The organism is Micromonospora sp. WMMD736 (assembly GCF_049179015.1).
Lineage (GTDB): Bacteria > Actinomycetota > Actinomycetes > Mycobacteriales > Micromonosporaceae > Micromonospora.
This window is the reverse complement of record NZ_JBMHMI010000001.1, coordinates 5,866,104-5,888,796: the sequence shown is the minus strand read 5'-3', so window position 1 is coordinate 5,888,796 and position 22,693 is coordinate 5,866,104. Positions and strand designations below refer to the sequence as shown.

Annotated in this window: 15 protein-coding genes; 6 read left to right on the top strand and 9 right to left on the bottom strand. The window is 71.7% G+C overall.

Going from position 1 to position 22,693, the window contains the following annotated elements:
* Nucleotides 1-45: 45 nt before the first annotated feature.
* A complete protein-coding gene (locus ACN269_RS26585) occupies nt 46-1,470 on the bottom strand; it encodes a phosphatidate cytidylyltransferase (protein WP_421474974.1) in 1,425 nt (474 codons plus the stop codon).
* 416 nt (nt 1,471-1,886) lie between these two features.
* Here ACN269_RS26585 and ACN269_RS26580 point away from each other — a divergent pair, with 416 nt between their 5' ends.
* Nucleotides 1,887-2,330: a hypothetical protein gene (locus tag ACN269_RS26580; RefSeq protein ID WP_421474973.1), complete on the top strand. Its 444-nt coding sequence runs from the start codon at nt 1,887-1,889 to the stop codon at nt 2,328-2,330.
* 82 nt (nt 2,331-2,412) lie between these two features.
* On the opposite strand, the gene frr is transcribed toward ACN269_RS26580, so the two are convergent.
* The 5 genes from frr to ACN269_RS26555 form a co-directional block, all read right to left on the bottom strand.
* A complete protein-coding gene (gene frr / locus ACN269_RS26575) occupies nt 2,413-2,970 on the bottom strand; it encodes a ribosome recycling factor (RefSeq protein ID WP_121655235.1) in 558 nt (185 codons plus the stop codon).
* Nucleotides 2,971-3,025: 55 nt separating this feature from the next.
* Nucleotides 3,026-3,793, bottom strand: a complete 768-nt coding sequence (pyrH, locus tag ACN269_RS26570; RefSeq protein ID WP_421474972.1) for a UMP kinase — start codon at nt 3,791-3,793, stop codon at nt 3,026-3,028.
* A gap of 161 nt (nt 3,794-3,954) precedes the next feature.
* Nucleotides 3,955-4,782 carry a translation elongation factor Ts gene (gene tsf, locus ACN269_RS26565; RefSeq protein ID WP_421474971.1) on the bottom strand — a complete coding sequence of 276 codons (828 nt, stop codon included), beginning with the start codon at nt 4,780-4,782 and terminating at the stop codon, nt 3,955-3,957.
* Nucleotides 4,783-4,916: 134 nt separating this feature from the next.
* A complete protein-coding gene (gene rpsB, locus ACN269_RS26560) occupies nt 4,917-5,774 on the bottom strand; it encodes a 30S ribosomal protein S2 (protein ID WP_421474969.1) in 858 nt (285 codons plus the stop codon).
* Nucleotides 5,775-6,104: 330 nt separating this feature from the next.
* Nucleotides 6,105-7,340, bottom strand: a complete 1,236-nt coding sequence (locus ACN269_RS26555) for a hypothetical protein (protein WP_421474967.1) — start codon at nt 7,338-7,340, stop codon at nt 6,105-6,107.
* Nucleotides 7,341-7,503: 163 nt separating this feature from the next.
* On the opposite strand from ACN269_RS26555, the gene ACN269_RS26550 reads away from it, so the two are divergent.
* The 5 genes from ACN269_RS26550 (at nt 7,504) to ACN269_RS26530 (ending at nt 12,988) form a co-directional block, all read left to right on the top strand.
* Nucleotides 7,504-7,863: a YraN family protein gene (locus tag ACN269_RS26550; protein ID WP_421474966.1), complete on the top strand. Its 360-nt coding sequence runs from the start codon at nt 7,504-7,506 to the stop codon at nt 7,861-7,863.
* 27 nt (nt 7,864-7,890) lie between these two features.
* The gene (locus ACN269_RS26545) at nt 7,891-9,411 is read left to right on the top strand and encodes a YifB family Mg chelatase-like AAA ATPase (protein WP_421474965.1); all 1,521 of its coding nucleotides are present in this window, start codon (nt 7,891-7,893) and stop codon (nt 9,409-9,411) included.
* Entirely contained in the window at nt 9,408-10,604 is a 1,197-nt protein-coding gene (gene dprA, locus ACN269_RS26540) for a DNA-processing protein DprA (protein WP_421474964.1), read from the top strand. The genes ACN269_RS26545 and dprA overlap by 4 nt, the downstream gene beginning before the upstream one ends.
* A gap of 129 nt (nt 10,605-10,733) precedes the next feature.
* Nucleotides 10,734-11,762: a tyrosine recombinase XerC gene (locus tag ACN269_RS26535; protein WP_421474963.1), complete on the top strand. Its 1,029-nt coding sequence runs from the start codon at nt 10,734-10,736 to the stop codon at nt 11,760-11,762.
* Between the two features lie 44 nt (nt 11,763-11,806).
* Entirely contained in the window at nt 11,807-12,988 is a 1,182-nt protein-coding gene (locus ACN269_RS26530) for an aminotransferase class V-fold PLP-dependent enzyme (RefSeq protein WP_421474962.1), read from the top strand.
* On the opposite strand, the gene ACN269_RS26525 is transcribed toward ACN269_RS26530, so the two are convergent.
* From ACN269_RS26525 to ACN269_RS26515, 3 genes are all read right to left on the bottom strand, one after another.
* On the bottom strand, nt 12,909-13,598 hold the full coding sequence (locus tag ACN269_RS26525) for a M23 family metallopeptidase (RefSeq protein WP_421474961.1): 690 nt from the start codon (nt 13,596-13,598) through the stop codon (nt 12,909-12,911). The two genes, ACN269_RS26530 and ACN269_RS26525, sit on opposite strands and share 80 nt — an antisense overlap.
* Before the next feature lie 203 nt (nt 13,599-13,801).
* Nucleotides 13,802-14,248 (bottom strand): DUF4240 domain-containing protein, encoded by a 447-nt coding sequence (locus tag ACN269_RS26520; protein ID WP_421474960.1) that lies wholly within the window; start codon nt 14,246-14,248, stop codon nt 13,802-13,804.
* A 32-nt stretch (nt 14,249-14,280) separates the two neighbouring features.
* Entirely contained in the window at nt 14,281-22,347 is an 8,067-nt protein-coding gene (locus ACN269_RS26515; RefSeq protein WP_421476579.1) for a LamG-like jellyroll fold domain-containing protein, read from the bottom strand.
* Nucleotides 22,348-22,693 lie beyond the last annotated feature (346 nt).

Here is a 22,693-nt window from a genome sequence, read left to right as displayed (position 1 = left end):
TGCTCGACGTCGGTCGGCAGCGCTCCGGCCATGGTGACGCATACCTCACCCCGCCACCGGCACGAAGATCACCAGCAACAGGTAGGCGGTCGGCACCGCGAACAGGATCGAGTCCAGCCGGTCCATCAGGCCACCGTGCCCCGGCAGCAGGTTGCTCATGTCCTTGATACCGAGATCCCGCTTGATCATCGACTCGGCGAGATCGCCCAGGACCGCCGCGACGGAGACGGCCACCCCGAACAGGGCACCCCACCACGGGGCCAGGTCGAACATCAGCCAGAGCAGCAGGGCACTGCCCAGCGCCGCCGCGGTGACCGAGCCGGCGAACCCCTCCCAGGACTTCTTCGGGCTGATGGACGGCGCCATCGGATGCCGGCCGAAGGAGACCCCGGCCGCGTACCCGCCGGTGTCGGAGAGGACCACCGCGATCAGCGTGGCCAGGATGCGCAGCCGACCGTCGCCGGGGGCCGCCGCCAGCAACGCCGCGAAACCGGCGAGGAACGGCACGTAGACGGCGATCAGGGTGGCGGCGGTCAGATCCCGCTGGAAGCCGGCCGGGCCGTCACCCAACCGCCAGATCATCGTGCCTAGCACCGTCACCAACAGCCCGAGGCTGAGCGCGTCCGGGCCGGCGAACCAGGCCAGACCCACGGTCAGGACACCACCGGCGAGCAGCGGCACCAGCGGCGGGTGAGCGCCGCTGCGCCGCACCGCGCGGGCCATCTCCCAGATACCGATCGCGACGGCGGCGGCGATCACCGGCAGGAACGCCGGCGGGTAGACGGCCAACGGCACCACGATCAGCGCGCCCAGGGCGAGGCCCACACCGATCGCCGCCGGCAGGTTACGGCCGGCCCGCCCGGTACCCGCCTGCTGGGTCGCCGGTCGGTCGATGCTGGCCCGTCGGCGTCCCTTCGGCCGCCGGCCCACCGGCGGCTCCGGGTCGGTCACCGGGTCGTCGTCCGGCAGGATCTCGGCGCCGATGGGCGCGAGCTGCGCTGTCGGGAAACCGGCATCGTCGTCGAAGCGGGGCGGAACGTCACGGTCGTCGACGTAGGGCGGGGCGTCACGGCCGTCGAAACGCGGTGGCGCGGCACGGTCGTCGTGACGCTGACCGGCACCGGCGTCGGCATAACGTGGCACCGCGTCACCCATTGGCGGGCGGTCACCGTAGCGGCCGGGGTGACCCCGGTCGTCGTAGCGGTCCCGGTCGTCGTCGTAGCGGTCCCGGTCGTCGAAGCGGTCCCGGTCGTCCGGGCGGACCGTCCGGCCGCGCTCGTCGTACGGGCCCGCCGGGTGCGGACCGGCGTACGGCCGGGTGCGGGACTCGGTGTACAACTCGGGCCCGGCGGCCGGCCGGCGGCTCCACTGGCCCGCCTCGAGCTCCTGCTCGGGCCAGGGCAGAGCCACCGGGCGCTCGGGCCGGTCCCAGCCGCGCGGCTCGTTGGTGTAGGGGTCGGGGTGGGACATCACGCACCGCGACGCGGCACGAGTACCACCACATGACGCAAGGCCACAAGCATCCCCTACACGCGCGACTGTGTTCCTCCGGCTCGACCGCCCCGATGGTCGGTCGATTCCCAGGCGCACCGCCCGGTGGCCGGGAATCCTGACGAGCCTACTGCACCCGCCGCCGGGGTGAGGCGGACGATGGCACCCGTGACCGCGGGGCCCCTCCCGGGTCACGGTGCGCAAGCTCCGGCGAGTCACCGTGCTGGCACGACAGCGGCGGGCTGCGTGACCCCGCCCACCGCGGACGCATCGACGCCTATCCGACCGAACATCCGGGCGAACAGGGGATGACCCGCGCCACCCGTCGGTGGTCGGCTGTCGGTGTGCCGGCGTCCGCCGGCGGTCCCAAACACAGCAGCGGGGAAGGAACGTTCGTGCGCAGAATCAGCCTGGCGGTGCTGACGACGGCCGCCCTCGTCCTGACGGCGGCCTCACCGGCCACCGCGGCGACACGAAACGCCACCATCCGGATCGACCACCGCACCAGCGAGATCTACCTGTACGACGGGAGTCCCGACGGCACCGGGCCGGCGTTCCCGGCCGCCACCGCCCGGGGGGAGGTGCGCAACTGCCCGACCGGCGTGTACTTCCTGTCGGCGTCGCTGACCCAGGACGGCCTGCCGACCTACTGGGCCACCGGTGCCCTCGGCGCCGGCGAGATCGTCTGCGACGGCGGCACCGCCAGCATCTCGATGGGCTTCTACCGGGCCTACCCGGTGCTGCATCCGGGTCGGGCCACCGTGCGCTTCGAGCTGCACGACGCGTACGTCGGAACGACGCTGACCGAGACGACCCGTACCGTGCGGATCCCCTGCTGACGCCCAGACGGCGCGAGGCCCGTCCCCGGATCGGGGGCGGGCCTCGCATCGGCCGTTCACCCGGCGGACGCCGGGTGGCGCGTCAGACCTCCAGCAGCTCGGTCTCCTTGTGCTTGACCAGGTCGTCGATGCTGGCGACGTAGCGCTGCGTCAGGTCGTCGAGTTCCTTCTCGGCGCGGCGGCCGTCGTCCTCGCCGGCCTCGCCGTCCTTGACGATCCGGTCCAGCTCCTCCTTGCCGCGGCGGCGGACGTTACGGATGGCCACCTTGGCCTCCTCGCCCTTGTGCCGGGCCACCTTGATCATGTCGCGGCGGCGCTCCTCGGTCATCTGCGGGAGCAGGATGCGCAGCTGGTTGCCCTCGTTGTTCGGGTTGACCCCGAGGTCCGAGTCGCGGATCGCCTTCTCCATCGCGTTGATCTGCGAGTTGTCGTACGGCTTGATGATGGCCATGCGCGGCTCGGGGATCGCGACGGACGCCATCTGGGTCAGCGGCGTCGGGGTGCCGTAGTAGTCAATGATGATCTTGGAGAACATGGCGGGGTTGGCGCGACCGGTGCGGATGGCGCCGAACTCCTCCTTGGCGTGCTCAACCGCACGCTCCATCTTCTCCTCGGCCTCGAGGAGGGTGTCGTCGATCACCGGTCTCCTCGCCTCCTTCTGTGCTCGTCGTGGGCTCTGCTGAAAGTCGTCAGGCTCAAGCGGTGATCAGGGTGCCGATCTTGTCGCCACCCACCGCGCGGATGATGGTGTCGTCACCCTGCGCGCCGAAGACCAGCATCGGCAGGCCGTTCTCCATGCAGAGGCTGAACGCGGCCGCGTCGGCCACCCGCAGGTTGCGGCGCAGCACCTCGGAGAAGGTGATCGAATCGAGCTTGCTGGCGGTCGGGTCGACCCGCGGGTCGGCCGTGTAGACGCCGTCCACGCCGTTCTTGCTCATCAGCACCACGTCGGCGCGGATCTCCAGCGCCCGCTGGGCGGCCACCGTGTCGGTCGAGAAGTACGGCATGCCGGCGCCGGCGCCGAAGATGACCACGCGGCCCTTCTCCAGGTGCCGGATCGCCCGCAACGGGATGTACGGCTCGGCGACCTGGGCCATCGTGATGGCGCTCTGCACCCGCGTCTCGATGCCCTCCTTCTCCAGGAAGTCCTGCAACGCGAGGCAGTTCATCACGGTGCCGAGCATGCCCATGTAGTCGGCGCGAGCGCGGTCCATCCCGCGCTTCTGCAGCTCCGCGCCGCGGAAGAAGTTGCCCCCTCCGACCACCACCGAGACCTGCACACCGCGCCGAACGACGGTGGCGATCTGGCGGGCGATGGCCTGCACGACGTCCGGGTCGACGCCGATCGCGCCCCCGCCGAACACCTCACCGGAGAGCTTCAGCACCACCCGGCGGGCCCGCCCGGGCGGCGGCGCCGTCGGATCGTCCATCGCCAGCGTCCGGTCACTCACAACCTGCGTCATCCGCCCCGCCTTCCCCACGCGCACGCCCCGGGCGACGCGTTACCGCGAACCTGCCGCTGCCGACCCTATGTGACGAGGAGGCCGCGGTGCCTGTCACGTACACCGGCGGCCTCCTCGTCGACGTCTCCTGCCCACGGGCGCGCGCGGCGCCCGGTGGCGGCTCAGGCCTGGCCGACCTCGAACCGCACGAAGCGGGTGACCTCGATGCCGGCCTCGGCCAGCACCTGCTTCACCGACTTCTTGTTGTCGGCCACCGACGCCTGCTCGACGAGGACGTAGTCCTTGAAGAAGGCGTTCACCCGACCCTCGACGATCTTCGGCAGGGCCGCCTCGGGCTTGTTCTCCTCGCGGGCGGTCTGCTCGGCGATGCGCCGCTCGGACTCGACGACCTCGGCCGGAACCTCGTCACGGCTGAGGTACTTCGGCCGCATGGCCGCGATCTGCATCGCGACGCCACGGGCGTCAGCGTCGCCCGCCTCGTCGCTCTTGCCGGTGTACGACACCAGCACGCCGACGGCCGGCGGCAGGTCCTGCGCCTTGCGGTGCAGGTAGACCGCAGTGGTGCCCTCGACCTTGGCGAACCGGTTGAGCACCAGCTTCTCGCCGATCTTGGCGGACTGCTCCTGGATCAGGTCGGCGACGACCTTGCCGTCCAGCTCGGAGGCGAGCAGCTCCTCGGCGTTGCTCACGCCGGCACGCTCGCCGTGCTCGACCAGCTGCTGGGCCAGCGCGATGAACGACTCGGTCTTGGCGACGAAGTCGGTCTCGCAGTTGAGCTCGAGCAGCGCCTTGCCGGAGTGGGCGACCAGACCGTTGGCGGCCGTACGGCCAGCCCGCTTGCCGACGTCCTTCGCGCCCTTGACGCGCAGGATCTCGACGGCCTTGTCGAAGTCGCCCTCGGCCTCGGTCAGCGCCTTCTTGCTGTCCATCATGCCGGCGCCGGTGAGGTCGCGGAGCTTCTTGACGTCCGCGGCGGTGATTTGGGACATGGCTCTCTCTTCGATGTTGAGTCGGCGTGTGGATGGTCAGAGGTGCCGGTTACCCGGATTCGGGCGGAACGTGCCCGGCGTACCGTCGCCGCCCGCCGTTCGTGAAAACGGACGGCGGGGCGGCGACGGTGCGGTCACTCCGCGGCGGCGGCCGCCGGCTGCTCGGTGGCGGCGGGCTGCTCGGCCGGGGCCGACTCGTCGGCCTTCTTCGGCTCCTCCAGCAGCTCGCGCTCCCACTCGGCCAGCGGCTCGTCGGTGGCGACACCGGCCTCCGGCTTCTCGTCGGTGCCCCGACGACGGCCCGAGCGGGCGATCAGACCGTCCGCGACGGCGGCGGCGACGACCTTGGTCAGCAGCTCGGCCGAGCGGATGGCGTCGTCGTTACCCGGGATCGGGAAGTCGACCTCGTCCGGGTCGCAGTTGGTGTCGAGGACGGCGATGACCGGGATGCCCAGCTTGCGGGCCTCGTCGACGGCGATGTGCTCCTTCTTGGTGTCGACGATCCAGACGGCCGCCGGCAGCTTCTGCATGTCCCGCAGACCACCCAGCGTGCGGGTGAGCTTGATCTTCTCGCGGGAGAGCTGCAGGGTCTCCTTCTTGGTGTAACCGGCGGCGGTGCCGCTCAGGTCGCCAAGGGCCTCCAGCTCCTTCATCCGCTGGAGCCGCTTGTACACCGTCTGGAAGTTGGTCAGCATGCCACCGAGCCAGCGGTGGTTGACGTACGGCTGACCGACCCGGGTCGCCTGCTCGGCGATGGCCTCCTGGGCCTGCTTCTTGGTACCGACGAAGAGGATGCTGCCACCCTCCGCGACGGTCCCACGCACGAACTCGTACGCCTTCTCGATGTAGTCGAGGGTCTGGCGCAGGTCGATGATGTAGATGCCGTTGCGCTCGGTCATGATGAAGCGCTTCATCTTCGGGTTCCAGCGCCGGGTCTGGTGCCCGAAGTGGACACCGCTCTCCAGCAGCTGACGCATGGTCACGACGGCCATGGTGTGGGTACTCCTCAAGATCCCTGGTTGTCACGCCTGGCCGGTGGCCGGGCGTCCTGGCGCCTGGTCGCCGGCCCATGGTGGACCCGATCAAGATCGGGACCAGGGAGGCCGCCGCTACACGACGATTCGTGAAGAGGGCGCGCGAGGTCGACCGCGCGAGGCGGTCGCCAGTTGGCCAGTGTACGCCCCTTCCCCGCCCGACGACCCCCGGGTGCGCGGGGGCCGGTGGTCGGGCGGGGATCAGGCGGCCCCGGGCCGGGCGGAGCCTCGTGGTCGGGCGGGGATCAGGCGGCCCCGGCCGGGCGGAGCCTCATGGTCGGGCGGGGATCAGCCGACGGCGAGCGCCGCGGCGGCGAAGAGCACGAGGCCGACGGTCAGGTAGGCCGTCGGAGGGCGCAACCAGCCGCGACCGCCGTCGGAGAGCGCCAGTCCGCCCGTTCTGAGGCCGTACAGCCCCACTGCGAAGATCGGCAGCCCGGCGACCAGGCAGATACCCGCGACGACGTTCCCGGCGTTCACCGGATCGCCGGTCACGCCCGCCAGCAGAACCCGCAGCGCGGGGATCTCGAAGATCAACGCCAGCAGGGCGAAGAGGGCCGCCAACGCCGGGCGGCGGGTCCGGTAGACACCGTCCGGCGCGGCGGAGTACGCCGGTGGCTCGGCTGCGGGCAGGTCGGGGCGGGGACCGATACCCGGCATCGGGCCGGTCGGCATGTCCAGCGGATGCGGCTGGTCGACGCCGCCACCACGGTTCGGATCGATGATCGGGTAGCCGGCGAGCGGCACGGACCGGCTCTGCTCGGCGAGCGGCACGGGCTGGCCCGGCTCGGTGAAGGGAGCGGGCTGGCCCGGCTCGACGGGTCTGGTCTGCCCGGCGAGCAGGGCGACCGCGGGTCCGGCGTCCGCGCTGGCCGCCGGGGGGATCTCCCGGGCAGGGGTCGGCAGGGTGTCCCGGGCGCTGTCCGGCGTGGCCGTGGTCAGTGGGTCTCGGGCGGCCCGGCGGCCGGGCAGCTCCCCGGAGATCTCCGAGGGATCCCGATCCGCCCGGCGCGAGCGAGTCGTCCGGTAACCGTCCGCGTCCGTACGGACCTCACCGAGCGGGTCGACCGCGCCGAACCGCCCCGAATCGGCCTCAGCGACACCGAACCGTCCCGGCTGGGCCTCGACGACACCGAAGCGCCCCGAGTCCCCTTCCGGGGCCGCACCGAAGCGGGTCCCGTCGAGCGCGCCCAGACGGGCGGAGTCCGGCTCCGACGCACCGCCGAAGCGGCCCGCGTCCAGCACACTCAGGCGGACCGCGTCCGGCTCGGACGCGCCACCGAAGCGGACGGGGTCCGGCTCGGACGCGCCGCCGAAGCGGCCCAGGTCGGGCTCGCGGCGTCGGCCGACGCCGGTGTCCTCGACGGAACGGGCGTCCTCGATGCCGCGCTGCTCGGGGATCTCGCCGTCGCGGTACCGGGGTTCACCCGTGCCGCGCCACTCGGGTTCGCCGTACCCGCGCCCCCGCTCGTCGGGGTACCAGCGCGACTCCTGATCTTCCGGAAAGTTCCGTCGTCCGTCCACGTCAGGCACCGTATGCGACGGACCATGCCCGCGCCATTTCGGCCCGTCCTCGCCATAGCACGCCAGGGGCTTGATCGTCCGGCTGTCCACAGAGCGACCGTCATCCACAGGCGGACAGTCTCGGGGTCGCGGCCCTCGTGCTCCGACGGGCACCGTCGCGGCCATGACGAAGCGGAACCAGGCGGTCGGCGCGTACGGCGAGCGGTGCGCCGCCCGGCACCTGAGCGAGGCGGGACTACGCCCGATCGTCCGGAACTGGCGCTGCCCGGAAGGCGAGATCGACATCATCGCCTGGGACGGGCCGGTGCTCGCGTTCTGCGAGGTGAAGACGCGGCGGGGCGACGCGTTCGGCCCACCGGCCGAGGCTGTCGTACCGGCCAAGGCCCGCCGCCTGCGCGGGCTCGCCGCGCGGTGGCTCGCCGAGACCGGCACGAGCGCGGACGAGGTGCGGTTCGACGTCGTGTCGGTACGTCTGTCCGACGCCGGTCCCGCGCGGGTCGACCACCTCAAGGGCGCGTTCTGAGATGCGCCGACGAACGGGTGACGCGTCATGAGTTACGCGAAGGTGCTCTGCGTGGGGTTGGTCGGCGTCACCGGCCATCTGGTCGAGGTCGAGGCGGACCTCGCCGCCGGTCTGCCGGCGGTGGTGATCTCCGGCCTGCCGGACACCGCCCTACACGAGGCCCGCGACCGGGTCCGGGCCGCCGTCGTCAACTCCGGTCAACGGTGGCCCAACCGACGCATCACGCTGAACCTGCTGCCGGCGACGCTGCCGAAGTTCGGGTCGGCGTTCGACCTGGCCATCGCCGCCGCGCTGCTGGGCGGCTCCGGCGAGCTGCCGCTGTTGCCCCTGGAGAAGGTGGTGGTCCTCGGCGAGCTGGGCCTGGACGGGACGGTCCGGCCGGTGCGCGGCGTACTGCCGATGGTCGCCGCGGCGGCCAGGGCGGGCATCGAGCGCGTGATCGTGCCGACCGGCAACGCCGCCGAGGCCGCGGTCATCCCCGGGGTACGGGTACGGGCGGTGGACACGCTGCACCGACTGGTCACCTTCGTCCGCGACGGCAGCCCGCTGATCGAGCCACCACCGGACACCCCGACGCCGATCACCGGCGGTCCCGACCTCGCCGAGGTCGCCGGACAGCAGGTGGGCCGGCGCGCGCTGGAGATCGCCGCGGCGGGCGGGCACCACCTCGCGCTGCTCGGTCCGCCCGGGGCGGGCAAGACGATGCTGGCCGAGCGGCTGCCGTCGCTCCTGCCGGAGCTGGACGACGACGCGGCGCTGGAGGTGACCGCCCTGCACTCGGTCGCCGGGCTGCTGCCACCGGGTGGTCGGCTCCTGCGTCGTCCGCCGTTCCAGGCACCGCACCACACAGCGACCATACCTTCCCTCGTCGGCGGCGGCTCCGGGCTGGCCCGCCCCGGCGCGGTGTCGCTGGCCCACCGCGGGGTGCTCTTCCTCGACGAGGCCCCCGAGTTCAGCAAGGGCGCACTGGAGGCGCTGCGCCTCCCGCTGGAGCACGGCCGCATCCGGCTCAGCCGCAGCGGTGGCGGTACCGAGTACCCGGCCCGGACGCAGCTGGTGCTGGCCGCCAATCCGTGCCCGTGCGCGAAACCGTCCGGCGACGCGTACTGCGAGTGCTCGCCGTTGGCCCGCCGCCGCTACCTGGGCCGGCTCTCGGGTCCGCTGCTCGACCGGATCGACGTGCAGGTGCGGCTGATGCCCGTCCGGGCGGCGGAGCTAATGGCGTCCGGAGGTGACGTCGAATCCTCGGCCACCGTCGCCGCCCGGGTCGCGGCGGCGCGCGGCGCGGCGGCCAGCCGCTGGGCCAGCCTCGGACGGCGACTCAACGCCGAGGTGGACGGCCCGTTCCTGCGCCGCCCGCCCTGGCGGCTACCGGCGCTGGTCACCGCCGAGCTGCGCGCCCGGCTCGACTCCGGCTCACTCTCGGCGCGCGGCTTCGACCGGGTGATCCGGATGGCCTGGACCATCGCGGACCTGGACGGTCGGGATCGGCCCGACCGCGAGGACGTACGAGAGGCGACCCAGCTACGGACAGGAGAGACGGCATGAGCGTCGACGAGCGGAGCAGGCTGGCCCGGGTGGCGCTGACCTGGCTGGCCGAGCCCGGTACCCGTGTGGTGCACGCGTTGGTCGAACGGCTGGGGCCGGTGGCGACGCTGGATCTGCTGCTCGACGGCGGCAGCCCCGACCGGCGGCTGGCCTCCGCCGTGGTGGCCCGGATGTCGACCGGCGACGCCCGCGCGGTGGCGGCCGAGGCCCTGGACCGGGCGGATCGGCTCGGCGCGCGACTGGTCACCCCGGAGGACGACGAGTGGCCGGCCCGGGTCGCTGATCTCGACACGCTGCGGCTGCCCGACCTGACCCGCCGCGTGGACGCGGAGACCGCGCCACCGTTGTGCTTCTGGGTACGCGGCGCGTGGCCGCTCGGCGAGGCGCTGGAGCGCTCGGTGGCCGTGGTCGGGGCGCGGGCGGCCACGGCCTACGGCCAGCACGTGGCCACCGACCTCGGGTACGGGCTCGCCGAGCGGGACTGGACGGTCGTCTCCGGAGGCGCGTTCGGGATCGACGCCGCCGCCCACCGAGGCGCCCTCAACGCCGAAGGGCTCACCGTGGCGGTGCTGGCCTGCGGGGTGGACCGGCCCTACCCGGTGGGCAACACCGCCCTGTTCGACCGGATCGCCGACACCGGGCTGCTGGTCAGCGAGTGGCCGCCGGGCGCCGAGCCGCTGCGGCCCCGGTTCCTGATCCGCAACCGGGTCATCGCCGGCGGCACGCTGGGCACCGTCGTGGTGGAGGCGTCGGCGCGCAGCGGAGCGACGCAGACCGCCCGGCGGGCCATCCACACCGGTCGGGTGGCCATGGTGGTGCCGGGGCCGGTGACCTCGGCGATGTCCGTCGGCGCGCACGAGTTGCTGCGCGAGAACCCGAAGGCCCGACTCGTCACCGGCGTCGCACACGTTCTCGAGGAGGTGGGCCGGATCGGCGTCGACCTGGCCCCGCTGGCCCGTGGCCCGCAACGGCCGGGCGACGATCTGGACGACGACGCCCGGTCGGTGCTGGAGGCGTTGCCCCGCCGGGGCGTACGCGGTGTGGATGCGCTCGCCGCCCGTGCCGGCGTGAACGTGCGTACCGCGCTGCGCAAGTTGTCGTTGCTGGAGGAGCTGTCCATGGTGGTGCGCCGCGACGACGGCTACGCCCTCGCCCCGGTCGACAAACCCAAGGGTCCCGCCGACAGCAGGTAGACGCGCGACGTCGACGTTGCCGGCAGCGCCCCACCCTCGGCCGTACGCTGGTGCCGTGCCTGCTGCCAGCCAAGGTGCGCACGCCGCCCGGTCGACCGCATCCGTGACGCCGCGAGCGGCGTGCCAGCCGTGAGTCGGTCCACCCGGGGCACCCGGGCCACCCACCAGGAGCTGCCGCCAGCACTGCGGGACGCGGTCGACGACTTCGCCGAGCACCTCGCCCAGGTCCGCAACCGGTCGGAGCACACCGTCCGCGCGTACGTCACCGACGTGGTCGCGCTGCTCGACCACGCGGTGCGGATGGGTTGCCGGGACCTGGGCGAGGTCGACCTGTCGGTCCTGCGGAGCTGGTTGGCCCGGCAGCGGACCAGTGGGGCCGCCCGTACGTCGCTGGCGCGCAGGGCCGCCTCGGCGCGGGCGTTCAGCGCGTGGGCACACCGCGCCGGGCTGCTCACCGCCGACGTCGGGGCCGCGCTGGCCAGCCCGCGCGCGCACCGGGAGCTGCCCGGCGTCCTGCGCGCCGACCAGGCCGCCGCGCTGTTGGAGGCCCCGGGCGCCAAGGGCGCACAGGACGCACAGGACGCAGACGGCACACAGGCGACAGGATCGTCCGCGCCCAGCGGAGACCCCACGACCGCCGGGGCCGCCGACGCGGCGGTGGCGCTGCGCGACCGGGCGCTGCTCGAACTGCTCTACGCCACGGGCGTACGGGTCAGCGAGGCGTGCGGCCTGGACGTCGCGGACGTCGACCACGGCCGGCGTGTGATCCGGGTGTTCGGCAAGGGCCGCCGCGAGCGCTCGGTGCCGTACGGCGTGCCGGCGCAGCGGGCGCTCGACGAGTGGCTGCGGCAGGGCCGACCCGCGTTGGTCGCCGCGCACTCGGGTGACGCGCTGCTGCTCGGGGCGCGCGGCGGTCGGCTCAACCCGACCACGGCGCGGCAGATCGTCGGCGGGTACGCCGACGCCGCCGGTCTGCCCCGGACGAGCCCGCACGGGCTGCGCCACTCCGCCGCCACCCACCTGCTGGAGGGCGGCGCCGACCTGCGCGCCGTGCAGGAGCTACTCGGGCACTCGTCGCTGGCCAGCACGCAGATCTACACACACGTGTCGGTGGAACGGTTACGGGCCGCCTACCGGCAGGCGCACCCCCGCGCCTGATCAGGGGCCGGAGGGCCGGACCGCCCGGCGGTTACGATCGTCTGGTGAGCGTCCCGCAGCCTCCCGAGCCGATTCCGGGCGCCCGCCTGCTGTTCTCCCTTGACCCGGCGGTCAGCCACCTCAACCACGGCTCGTTCGGCGCGGTGCCGATCGGCGTGCAACGCGCCCAGCAGCGGCTGCGCGACGAGATGGAGGCCAACCCGCTGCGCTTCTTCACCCAGGGGCTCGTCGACCGGATCGCGCACACCCGGCGGCACCTCGCCGGGTTTCTCGGCGCGGACCCGGAGGGCAGTGCGCTGATCGGCAACACCACCACCGGCGTCGCCGTGGTGCTCCAGTCGGTGGGCCTGCGCCCCGGCGACGAGGTGCTCAGCACCGACCACGGGTACGGGGCGGTGAGTCTGGCCATCGCGCGGGAGTGCCGTCGGACCGGCGCGGTCAGCCGGGTGCTGCCGATCCCGCTGGACGCCGATGACGAGCAGATCGTGCAGACCATCCGGGCCGGCCTGCGCCCGGGACGGACCCGGCTGCTCGTCGTCGACCAGCTCACCTCCGCCACCGCCAAGCTCTTCCCGACCGCCGCCATCGTGGCGGCGGCCCACGAGAACAATGTGCCGGTCCTGGTGGACGCCGCGCACGCCCCTGGAATGCTCGCCACCACGGTCGCCAGCATCGGCGCCGACTTCTGGGCGGGCAACCTGCACAAGTGGGGGTACGCGCCGCGCGGCACCGCCCTGCTGGCGGTCGCCCCGCAGTGGCGCGAGCGGATCGAACCGCTGGTCGTGTCGTGGGAGCAGGAGTCCGGCTTCCCGGCCCGGGTCGAATGGCAGGCCACCCTCGACTACACCTCGTGGTTGGCCGCCCCCGCCGGGCTGTTCACGCTGCGCACCCTCGGTGTCGACCGGGTACGGGACCACAACTCCGCGCTCGCCGCGTACGGCCAACGGGTGGTGGGGGACGCGCTCGCGGTGCCCCCCGCCCAGCTGCCCGACCCCGGCGGACCGGGGGTTGCCCTGCGTCTCATCCCGCTGCCGGCCGGGACGGGCACCACGATCGACGCCGCGCGGGCGTTGCAGACGCGGATCGGCGAGCGGCTCGCCGCCGAGGTGGCGGTGATGAGCTGGAACGGCCGCGGGTGGCTGCGGCTCACGGGTCAGGTCTACAACACGGCCGACGAGTACGAGCGGCTGGCCACACGGTTGCCGGCGCTGCTCGCCCAGCGCTGACCCCGCGCACCGGGTCGAGCGGGAGGAGCCGCACCGGGCCGAGACCGAGCAGTGCGAGCGGGTCCAGGTACTCGTCGCCCCGGCGCAGGCCCCAGTGCAGGCACGCGGCTGCCGGGCAACCCGGGTGGCCGGTCAGCAGCTCGCCCAGCGACGCGCCGACGGCGACCGCCTGACCGGGGCGTACCGCCGGTTGGACCGGTTCGTAGGTGGTCCGCAGGCCGTCGGCGTGACCCACGGTGACCACCGGTCGGCCGGCCACCGGGCCCGCAAAGAGCACCGTGCCGCGCCCGGCGCTGCGGATCGCCGTGGCAGGCGCTGCCGCCAGGTCGACGCCCCGGTGGCCGGAGAGCCACGGCTCAGGTGGCGGGTCGAAGCGGCGCACCAATCGCGGTGGCCCGTCGAGCGGCCAGCGGAAGCGCTCGGTGGAAGCGGGCGCGGGAGCGGAAGCCGGGAACGCGATCGGCACGGTCGGCGTGGGTGGCTGGCCGGGCACCGACGCCACGAGCACCGCCGGACCGCAGAGCTGCACGGCCAGGGCGAGGGGAAACGCCGCGCAGAGCAGCACGGTACGACGAATCGAGGCGAGACGGGGCGTGGATGGCGATCGCATGCCGACAGCCTCGATCCGGGGCCGGGTCGTCCGCCAGCCCGGCCGCCGAAGCTGTGGACAACGTACGTCCCTGTGGACGACCACCCGGAGGAGTCGATGATCTGCTATGCCGCGCTGCGGAGATGCTGTCCGCTCCGGGCTCGCCGAGGCGTCAGGTAGGCCCTTGCACCTACCCGACGTCCCTCGGACGAGCCCGGGTCAGATCACCACCACTCTTCGTTGGAGCCGGTCTCGTAGTCGTACTCCTCGACGTGGTCCCACTCCGCCCCGGTCAGCTTCTGATAGGCGTTCGAGGGGACGTCGAGGATCGATTCCGCGTGCGCGGCCTCGACGGTGGTGAAGCGTGCGAAAGCCGCCGGATCGGCTAGTACCGCGTCGAACGCCGTCGGCCCGGCCACCACCACCGCGCAGCGCGCGTAGAGGAAATCGTCGTCGGACAGCTCGTCCGCCCCCGGTGCGGTGGCCTGGGCGAGCACCCGGCGGTCCAACTGGTACAGCTTGAACGCGAGCGTCTCGGCGAAGTCGATGATGCGTTCCACCGACTCCTGGGCCAGCACCGCGGTCAGCCGCTCGTACGGACCGTCGTCCTGGGCCTCCGGCTGACCGCCGAGCACGGCGACGAGCCGCCAGAATTCCTCATCTGCAAGCATCAGATCCTCAACACATCGTCGATACGGCCGGACTAATGCCAATTCTTGTTTCCGGAAGGGCGCGCTCCGAAGATCCTGAAGAACCCTCTGATCAGTCTGGCCTCGATCGCCTTCGCTCGACGCTTGCCCGGAATGCCACCCCGAAGGATCTTGGCGGTGTACTTGTCATTTGGATTCTTGCGCTTGAGCTTCCGCAGCTGCTTCGGGAGCCGGTCTCCCTTTCCTTCGCCGTACTTGTAAACTTTTCCGTTCTTGTCGATCCGGTACACGTAGTGGGTGCAGGAACAGTCGAGTGAATTGCCGTGCTTGCCGCACGCGCTGACGTTGTGCGCCAACACGTTGGCACCGTCGACCCGGACAGCGTACGTGTGCAGGTCCCCGACGTTGAGGTTGTACACGATCTGTGCCGGCACCCAGCCCCGGTCCACGACAGAGGCCACCTGCACCGTCGTTCCGTCGGCGGTGCGGAGCCGATCGCCGGCCCGCACCTTCTCGGCGAACGTCCAGCCCACGCCCTCCACCCACAGCGGATGCTCAGCCGTAGCCTCCAGCGCCCCGCCCTGACCCTCGTCGAGGTCGATGTCGATCAGGTGCTTGGCGCCTACGCCGTCGATCACGGCGAGGACGGGCTTGGCCTCAGCCACACCGGTCGTGGGATCGACCGCCATGACCCAGTCGCCCACCTGAACGTCCGAGATGGGCAGTGATGACCCGTCCGCCATCAGCACCTGGGTCTGCGGCGTGAAGGAGTTGCAGCGACTCCGGTGCCTGCCCTTGTACAACCGTCGTGCCCGGCTGGCCTTGCGGGCCTTCTGCGCGGCCCGCGCGGCACCGACGGCGAAGCGGGCTCCGCGGACCGCCGCGCCCGCCCCCACGGTCGCGGCCAGCGCGCCGCCGATCGCCCAGGCCGCCTCCCGCCAGTTGCCGGTGGCAGCGTACGAGACCGCGGAGACCACCCCGGCGATGGTGCCGACCGGCCCCGGGATCATCGACGCGTAGGACGCGACCTTGGCGACCTTGGACAGGCCCTTCTTGATGCTGCCCCAGCCGAACTTGCCGTCCAGGTCGGTGCAGTTGACCGGGTCCCCGGCGCAGTAGTCGTAGGCGGTGGCGTTGCCGCCGTCGACCGGGTCGACCTGGAGGAAACGCCCGATCCCCGGCGAGTAGAGACGGACACCCATGAGGATGACGTCGCCCACCGCGTCGCCGGAGCGCTGCTTGCCGCCGAGCCAGCCGTACCGCTGGTCGGCCTGCCCCGCTACCGGCACACCGAACTCGTCGTAGTCGAGGAACTCGGGCTCCAGCAACGCCGTGTCGATGGTCGCGGCCACGTCGCCGTGCAGGTTCAACAGCTGTAGCCGGACGTCACCCGCGTCGGAGGTGGTGGCTGCCAGGTCGCCGTCGGGGCCGGACACGTTGCGGGTGTAGCTGCCCAACGTGGTGTCCTCGATGATCCAGCGGGGCTCGTCGGAGTCGTCGCCGTAGTGGTTCAGCTTGGAGGTGGCGTTGACCCAGTTGCCGTCGACCATGGTCTCGGTGGTGAACGCCCGGAACCGGTGCGCGGGGTCCAACGTCCAGCTCTGGCGGGAGTCCCCGAGTTGCTGCCGTTGCACCAGATCGTTCGCGAAGTACGCGTTCGTCAGGCCGTCCGGCATGGTGATGGTCCGCCCGAAGGCGTCGTAGACGTAGCCGGCGTCGGTGAGCCGGTCGGCGGTGTCGTAGCTGTGCGTGTCGGACACCGGGGTGCCGGTCTCGTCACACGAGCCGTCGGCTGCCGGCGCGTAGCGCGAGTTCCCGGTCCGGTTGGTCCGGTCGTCGTAGGTGTAGGTGCGGGTGACGCAGCCGTCGGTGATGGCGCTGTCGTGCTGGGCACGCGTCAGTCGGCCCAGCCGGTCGTAGCGGTAGGCCTTACTGCCACCGGTGTAGGTGTGGTTCACCCACTGGCCGGCGGTGTTCTCCTGGATCGACTCGGAGTAGATGACCTCGTTGTCGGAGTCGCGGGTGTAGGTCCGCTCCACCGGCTGGAGGTTCGCGTCGAGCCGGTCGGTCCGGGTCAGCCCGCCCGGGTACTTCAGCTCGGTGAGTTGGCCGTCCGGGGAGTACTTCGCCGAGAACGTGCCGGCGACGCTGTCGGTGACGCTGGTCAGCAGGCCGCGGGGCTCCGCCGCGCGGTCATAGGCGAAGGTCGAGTACCCGGTGGGGTCAGAGACCTTCACCGACTTGCCGAACCTGTCGAACTCGTTGGTCGTCGTGCCGCCGTCGGCGTCGGTGTAGGACGCCAGCCGGCCGAGCAGGTCGTACTCGCGGGTGACCGTCGAGGTGCCCATCGTGGTGACGGTGACGTCGCCGGACGTCGGGCTGTAGGCGGTGGTCACTGCCGGCACCGGTGCGCCCTCGTCGGAGCTGACCTGCGTGCTGGTCACGCGCGTGGCCGCGTCGTACTGGGTGGTGGTCGTGCGGGTCTTGCCGTTCGACGTCTCGGACACCACGGCCTCGTCGCCGTACCGGGTGTAGGAGTTGATCCGCCGTTCCGGCAGATTGGTGGTCATCCGTGCCGGATCGTGCCCGGTGACGGCTCCGACCGCCCGGGTGACGCAGGGCTCGCCGGCCCACTCGGGCCGGTTGCCGCACGCGCCGTCCTGGGCGTTGGCTCCGGACGAGTAGTAGATGACCTCGGTCGCCATCGCGTCCGAGCCGGTGGAGCCGATGCCCCAGGACTTGAGCACCTGACCGCTGGCGTTGCGGACCACGTACGCGGTCAGGTTCTGCCCGCCCGATCCGGCGTCCGCGATCACCTTTGTCGGGGACTTCAACGTCCAGCCGGACACGCCCCCGTACTCCGCGTCGTAAGCGTTCTTCGACACCCGCACGTCGGCGTCCGGATAGCCGACGATCTGCGCGCCCTCACTCTCGGTGGTCACCAGGTGGTAGGTCGCCCCGTCGGGCTTGCCCTCGTCGTACTTGTTGACGGCGTGCGAGCGTCCGATCACCGTCGCGCCGGCCGGGATCGCCTCCAGCGGCCCGGTGCCGTCCGGATCGGCGAGGGAGTTCTCCAGCACCACGGTCGAGGTGGGCCCGACGGATTCGAGGAGGTCGACACCGTCGGTGCTGTACGTGTTGATAGTGGAGAGCGCCAGCGCTCTGCTGGCGGTGTCCGAGCCGGCCAAGCCCAGCTCGTCGAGGTAGCGATCGGAGCCCTCGAACGTGCCGAGGGCCAGTTCCCGGTCGGTGGCCTCCAGGCTGCGGACCACGTTGCCGAACCTGTCGTACTCGACGGTGTCGAGGTGTCCACCCGGACTGGCCGTGTTGACCTCCTGTCCCCCGGCGTTGAGGTAGTGCACGGTGGCGTACGGGTAGCCGTTGCTGCCCGGGCTGGCCGGGGTGGCGGCGTTGCGGCCGGGGTTGTCCTCGGGGCCGAATACGGCGGTCGCGTCGGTGGGCAGGTCGACCTGACCCCACGTGGAGATGGCCGCCGAGTTCAGGTCGTACGGACCGCCGAGGGACCTGGCCAACGGCACGTTGTAGACGACGTTCGTCGCGATCTCACCGTCGGTGGCGGTCTTGGAGCCCTGCTGGAGCGCCGCCCGGCGGACCTTCAGCAGCCGTCCGGTGTTCTCGTCGCCGGAGAGTCGGGCGACCTGCTGGTCGGTGAGCGCCTTCCCGTAGACGCGGACGTCGTCGATCTCGCCGTCCCAGATGTTCGAGGCGGCACCGGCCCACTTGGCCCGGCCGATCACGTAGGCGCCGCTGGCGTTCCAGCCGCCGGTGGCCGCGGTGGTGCTCTGCAACACGCCGTTGACGTAGAGCTTCATCTTGGCGCTGGCGGTGTCGTAGACGCCGGTCAGGTGGGTCCACTTGCCCGCCACGGCGGTGCTGTTCGCGATGGCCCGAACCGGGGTCGCGCTGTCGCTGTCCGAGGTCACCCGCGAGAACGCGAACTTGTCCTCGGCGGCGACGTAGTTCAGGAATAGGCCGCTGGTCCGGGAGCCGTCCTTGGACACCGCGGTGCGGTTGACCGACTTGTCCTCGATCCGTACCCAGGCGGAGACGGTGTAGGAGGCGGTGTTGGACAGGGCGGTGCCGGCGACGCTGATCTGCTGGCCGGTGCCGCCGGTGAACACCGATGCCCGGTCGGCCGGGTCGTCCGGGTCGTTGCCCTGCCCCCAGGAGACCCCGCTGGCCATGGTGCCGTTGCGGCCGCTGCCGGAGGAGTCGGCGACGGCGGTGCCCGAGCCGGCGTCGAGGTCCCAGCGCAGTGCCGCGGAGTCGACGTCCGGGTTGCCGTAGTCGAAGTTCCACGGCAGCTCGCCGGACGGGGTGACCTTGGTGACCCGGCCGCCACCGTACTCGTAGGTGGTCTTCAGCGCCGGGGTGGCCCGGGGGTCCCACACCTCACGGAGCTGGCCGAGGTTGTCGTACGAGTATCGGGTGACCTGGGTGGCGGTCGTCGCCGAGGTGTCCGGGTCCCAGGCCCAGAGCTTCACACCGGAGACCCGGTCGGTGTAGTCGCCGAACACCGTCTGGCTCAGCCCGGACGAGGTGGTGGTGGCGTACTCGTACTCCAGGACCTCGCAGCCCCGGGCCGGTACGGCGGTGGTGCAGTGGTTGGTGTCGTCGACGCCCGGCTCGGCCGGGTTGATCACCTTCTTGAGCAGCAATCGGCTGCCGGTCGTGTCGTAGATGTAGCGGGAGGTGGTGTCCGACTCCGGCGTCCAGGAGGACGTGGCCGCCCAGACCCCGCCCTGCGAGGTGAATTCGGTGACGGTGCCGTCCAACTCCGACAACCGGTAGGCGGTGGTACCGACCTTGGTCAGCACCATCCCCTCGGCGCCCGGCTCCGGGGTGAAGGTCACACCGTCGGTGTTCCTGGCGAAGGTGATCCAGCCACCACCGATGCCGTTGACCCTGGCCAATGACGGCTCGGGCAACGTCACGGTGCTGTACTCGATGTCCGCTGCGCCGCCGGTCGCGCCGCCGGTCCACGCCGGGCCGAACGGGGCGACGATCTCGGTGAACGACAGGTTGTCCCAGTAGACCTTGCGGCCGGAGCCGCCCTGCATGCCGTTGTAGAGCCGGAAGAACGCCTCGGACGCGCCGGCCGGGACGGTCATGTCGACCGACAACTCCTGCCACCCGTCGGTGTAGGCGGCCATTGCCGAGGAGGTTTCGGTGTAAGTACTGCCGGTCTTGGTGAAGCCGACGATCCGCAGGCCACGCTGGGCGAAGGCCGGCACCAGCCCGGTCCCGCCCGGCACGTAGATCCAGCCGGTCATCCGGTACGTCCGGCCGGCGGCCATGTTCAGCCGCATCGCCCCACCGTCGCCGCCGACCGCTACGTAGGTGTCGTTGCTCGTGGTGGTGACCGGGGTGATCTCCAACGAGTCGGCCGGGCTGGTCTCGCCCTGGCCACGTGCGGTGGAACGCGCCGCCGACGAGGTGGACGGCACGGTGAAGCCGGTCAGGTCGGTGGAAATCTGCTGCTGGTTGGCGGTCAACCGCTGCGCCATCGGCTGGTAGCCGGCGGCCCCGTCCCGAGACGACGTGGACCGGGCGACCGAGAGGCCCAGTTCGTCAGCGTCCGTCGAGGAGATGGAGTAGTCGCCGGTGAGGAGGTTGACTGAACCGGCGCCGATCTCGTCGTCGGCGGCGCCGTCGCCGCTCGAGTCGACGGAGACCCGCACCCAGGGGATGGTGTAGGCCGGCGTCGTGCCGGTTGCGGTGTAGAGGTGGGCTCGCACCTCGACGACACCACCGGTCAGGCCGAGGGTGTCGGTGGCGTTCCAGATCGCGTACCCACCGAGCGCCGACAGGCCGACCGGGCTGGCGGAGGTCGCGGTGATCGGCGCCCCGGTGGCGGAGGTCAAGTTCGCCGAGGGCACCGGCAGGGTCGCACCGCCCGGACCCCGGCGATATTCGAAGTACGTCCGGGTGTAGCCGGAGACCGGGGTGGTAATCCGCAACTTGGTTCGTTTGACGATCGTCGCGCCCGGCAGCGGTTCGGCCAGCGCGGCGTTACCCGCGTCGAAGACGTAGAGGTTGAGGTCGGAGAGGTTGCCGGCCGAGTCCTTGGCCTGCACGGTCAGGATGCGGTGCCCGTCGCGTGGGCTGAGTGTGACCGACTTCGCCCCGGTCGCGGCTACCGTGGTCGCGGCGGTGTCGTAGTCGAACTTGTAGACGAAGGCGGCGAGGTCGGTGCTGCCCGAGGCCGGCGTGAAGGTGAACGTGTCCGACTGGCCCGCACCGCCGTGCGGCTGGGCGTCGTTCAGGTAGATCGTCGCCGCCACGAAGGGAACACCCGGCTTCGTGGTGTCCACGGTCAGCGGGGTCCACGCCGTCGCGGTGCCGTAGGCGTACGGATCCTTGGCCCGGACCTGCCACTCGTACTGGACGCCGTTGACCAGGTCGACCGGCACCTGCCAGGAAGCGGTGGAGCCGTTGGTCCAGGCGGGACTGCCCGATCGCAGGCCGGACGACGAGACGACGGCCTGGGTGGTCTTGTTCCGCACCACGAACTCGGCCTGCAGGGTCTGCCCGGCGTTGGCGTCGGCCAGCTTCGCCGACAGAGTGGGCCGCAGCGAGGCAGTCCGGGCGCCGGATCCGCAGGCGGTGTAGCAGGGCGCGACGGCCAAAGCCGACGGCACCGACGGTGCGCTGTTGTAGGTGATGGAGACCAGCGGCGGGTGGGTGCCCTCGGCCGAGTCGAAACGCTTCCAGCCGGAGGTCGAGGTCTCGGACGTCGCCCGCAGCATCACGCTCGCGCTGGACGCGCTGGTGTCCGCCGCGTACTGCAGTGCCCCGCCGACCTCGACGTAGACGTAGCCGTCGCCGCAGGACGAGCTGTAACCCCGGGTCTCGGTGGAGGTGCCCACCTTCGCCCGCGCGGTCGGCTGGTTCGTCCACCGCACCGACGAGTCGACCAGGTCGGTGCGCCAGGCCTCCCAGGACGCCGCCGTGCACGACCAGGAGTGGTAGTTCCACAGCCGCAGCTTCGCCGAGATCACCCGGCTGCCGGCGAAACCGCTGGTGTTGAAACGGAGGTAGGAGCGGGCGGTGAACGAGCCACCGTCGTTCGAGTAGCCCAGCTTCAGGTCCGCCGAGCCGGACTGGTCGCTGGAGTAGGTGTTCTGCACGAAGGCGTCGAACGACGGCGAGAGCGAGGTCGGCGGGTCGATCGTCACCGGGAAGGTCAGGTCCGGCCGTGCCAGGAACGTCGCGTCCGGCGTCAGCTCCATGACGGTACGACCCTTGCCGCCCGCGACGGTGCGCAACGCGACCCGGGCGTGGTTCAGGCGCTCGCCGGACTGCGGGGCCACCTCGGCGTCCCACATCAACGGCGTCTGGGCCCGGCCCACCTGCCGACCGCGGCGGTCCTTCAGCAGCAGTCCCCCCATGCCGTCGGTGGCGGCGGTGAGCTGGCCGGTACGCAGCGGCACCGACAGCTTGCGCACCTGCGCCAGCGCTGCCCGGTCCTTGACCACGAAGTGCTGCTCGTAGCCCGTGGCGTGCGCGTGGAACACCAGGTCGACACCCGGCCGTACGTCGGGGTAGGTGATGGTGCGTCCGTCGAGCACCGGCTCGGGCAGCGCGCCGGACCAGGCCAGACCTGACTGGTCCGCGCCCTCGCCGAGCTTCACCACCTCGTGCTCCCCGGCGCCCGGGGTCGCGCCCGCGAACGTCAACGCGAGGGGATGCGCTATCGGCGCCACCGAGCCGTCCGACCGGCGCTGCAGGGTGAGGTCGACCGGCACCCACTGGTCACCCCGGTGCACCCGCACCGGGGCGAGTGCCTGCTCCTCGGTGAGGGTGCCGTCCGGGTTGGCGAAGACCTGAGTCGTCTCGGTCCGGCGGTTCTTCACCTCGACCCGGGACGCGCAGAGCTTGGCCGCGATCGCCGCCGACACCTCGTCGGCACGGTCTTCGGGACACTTCGGCTTGGGTGCGGGCGTCGGTGCCGCCGCCGCGGCCGGCGGCACCGGACGGGCGGGCACGTCCGCCATCGTGGCCACCAGGGCCAGGATCAAGAAGATCGACAGGCGACGAACCCACGCCGCGCAGCCCTCTCCGGCCAAGGTGATGAACACACGTGACTGTCGGTGCATCTGCACGACACCCTCCCCGCTCATGGCTCTCTGCGAGCGAGCGGAGCGTACGAAGGCGGGTAACGGCATTCAATGTCTTGACGTCCGGTCGGATCATGGATATCCGCTCGCCGATAACCCTCCTAAAGGGACGTTAAGCCTCAGTCTGGGAATGCCAGGCAACGCAATACGCAAGAGGGGTGTTGCGCAGGTCGACGGCGGCGGGGCAGACCGAGCCCGATGCTCGACATCGGCGCATGCACGGCGGCCGCCAAACGGCAAGCTCCACCTTCGATGATGTTTGTCACTGGCCCGGCCAATCCACCGCCGGGCTACGCGCTCCCCGAGGGCGATCCGTTCTCCGGCC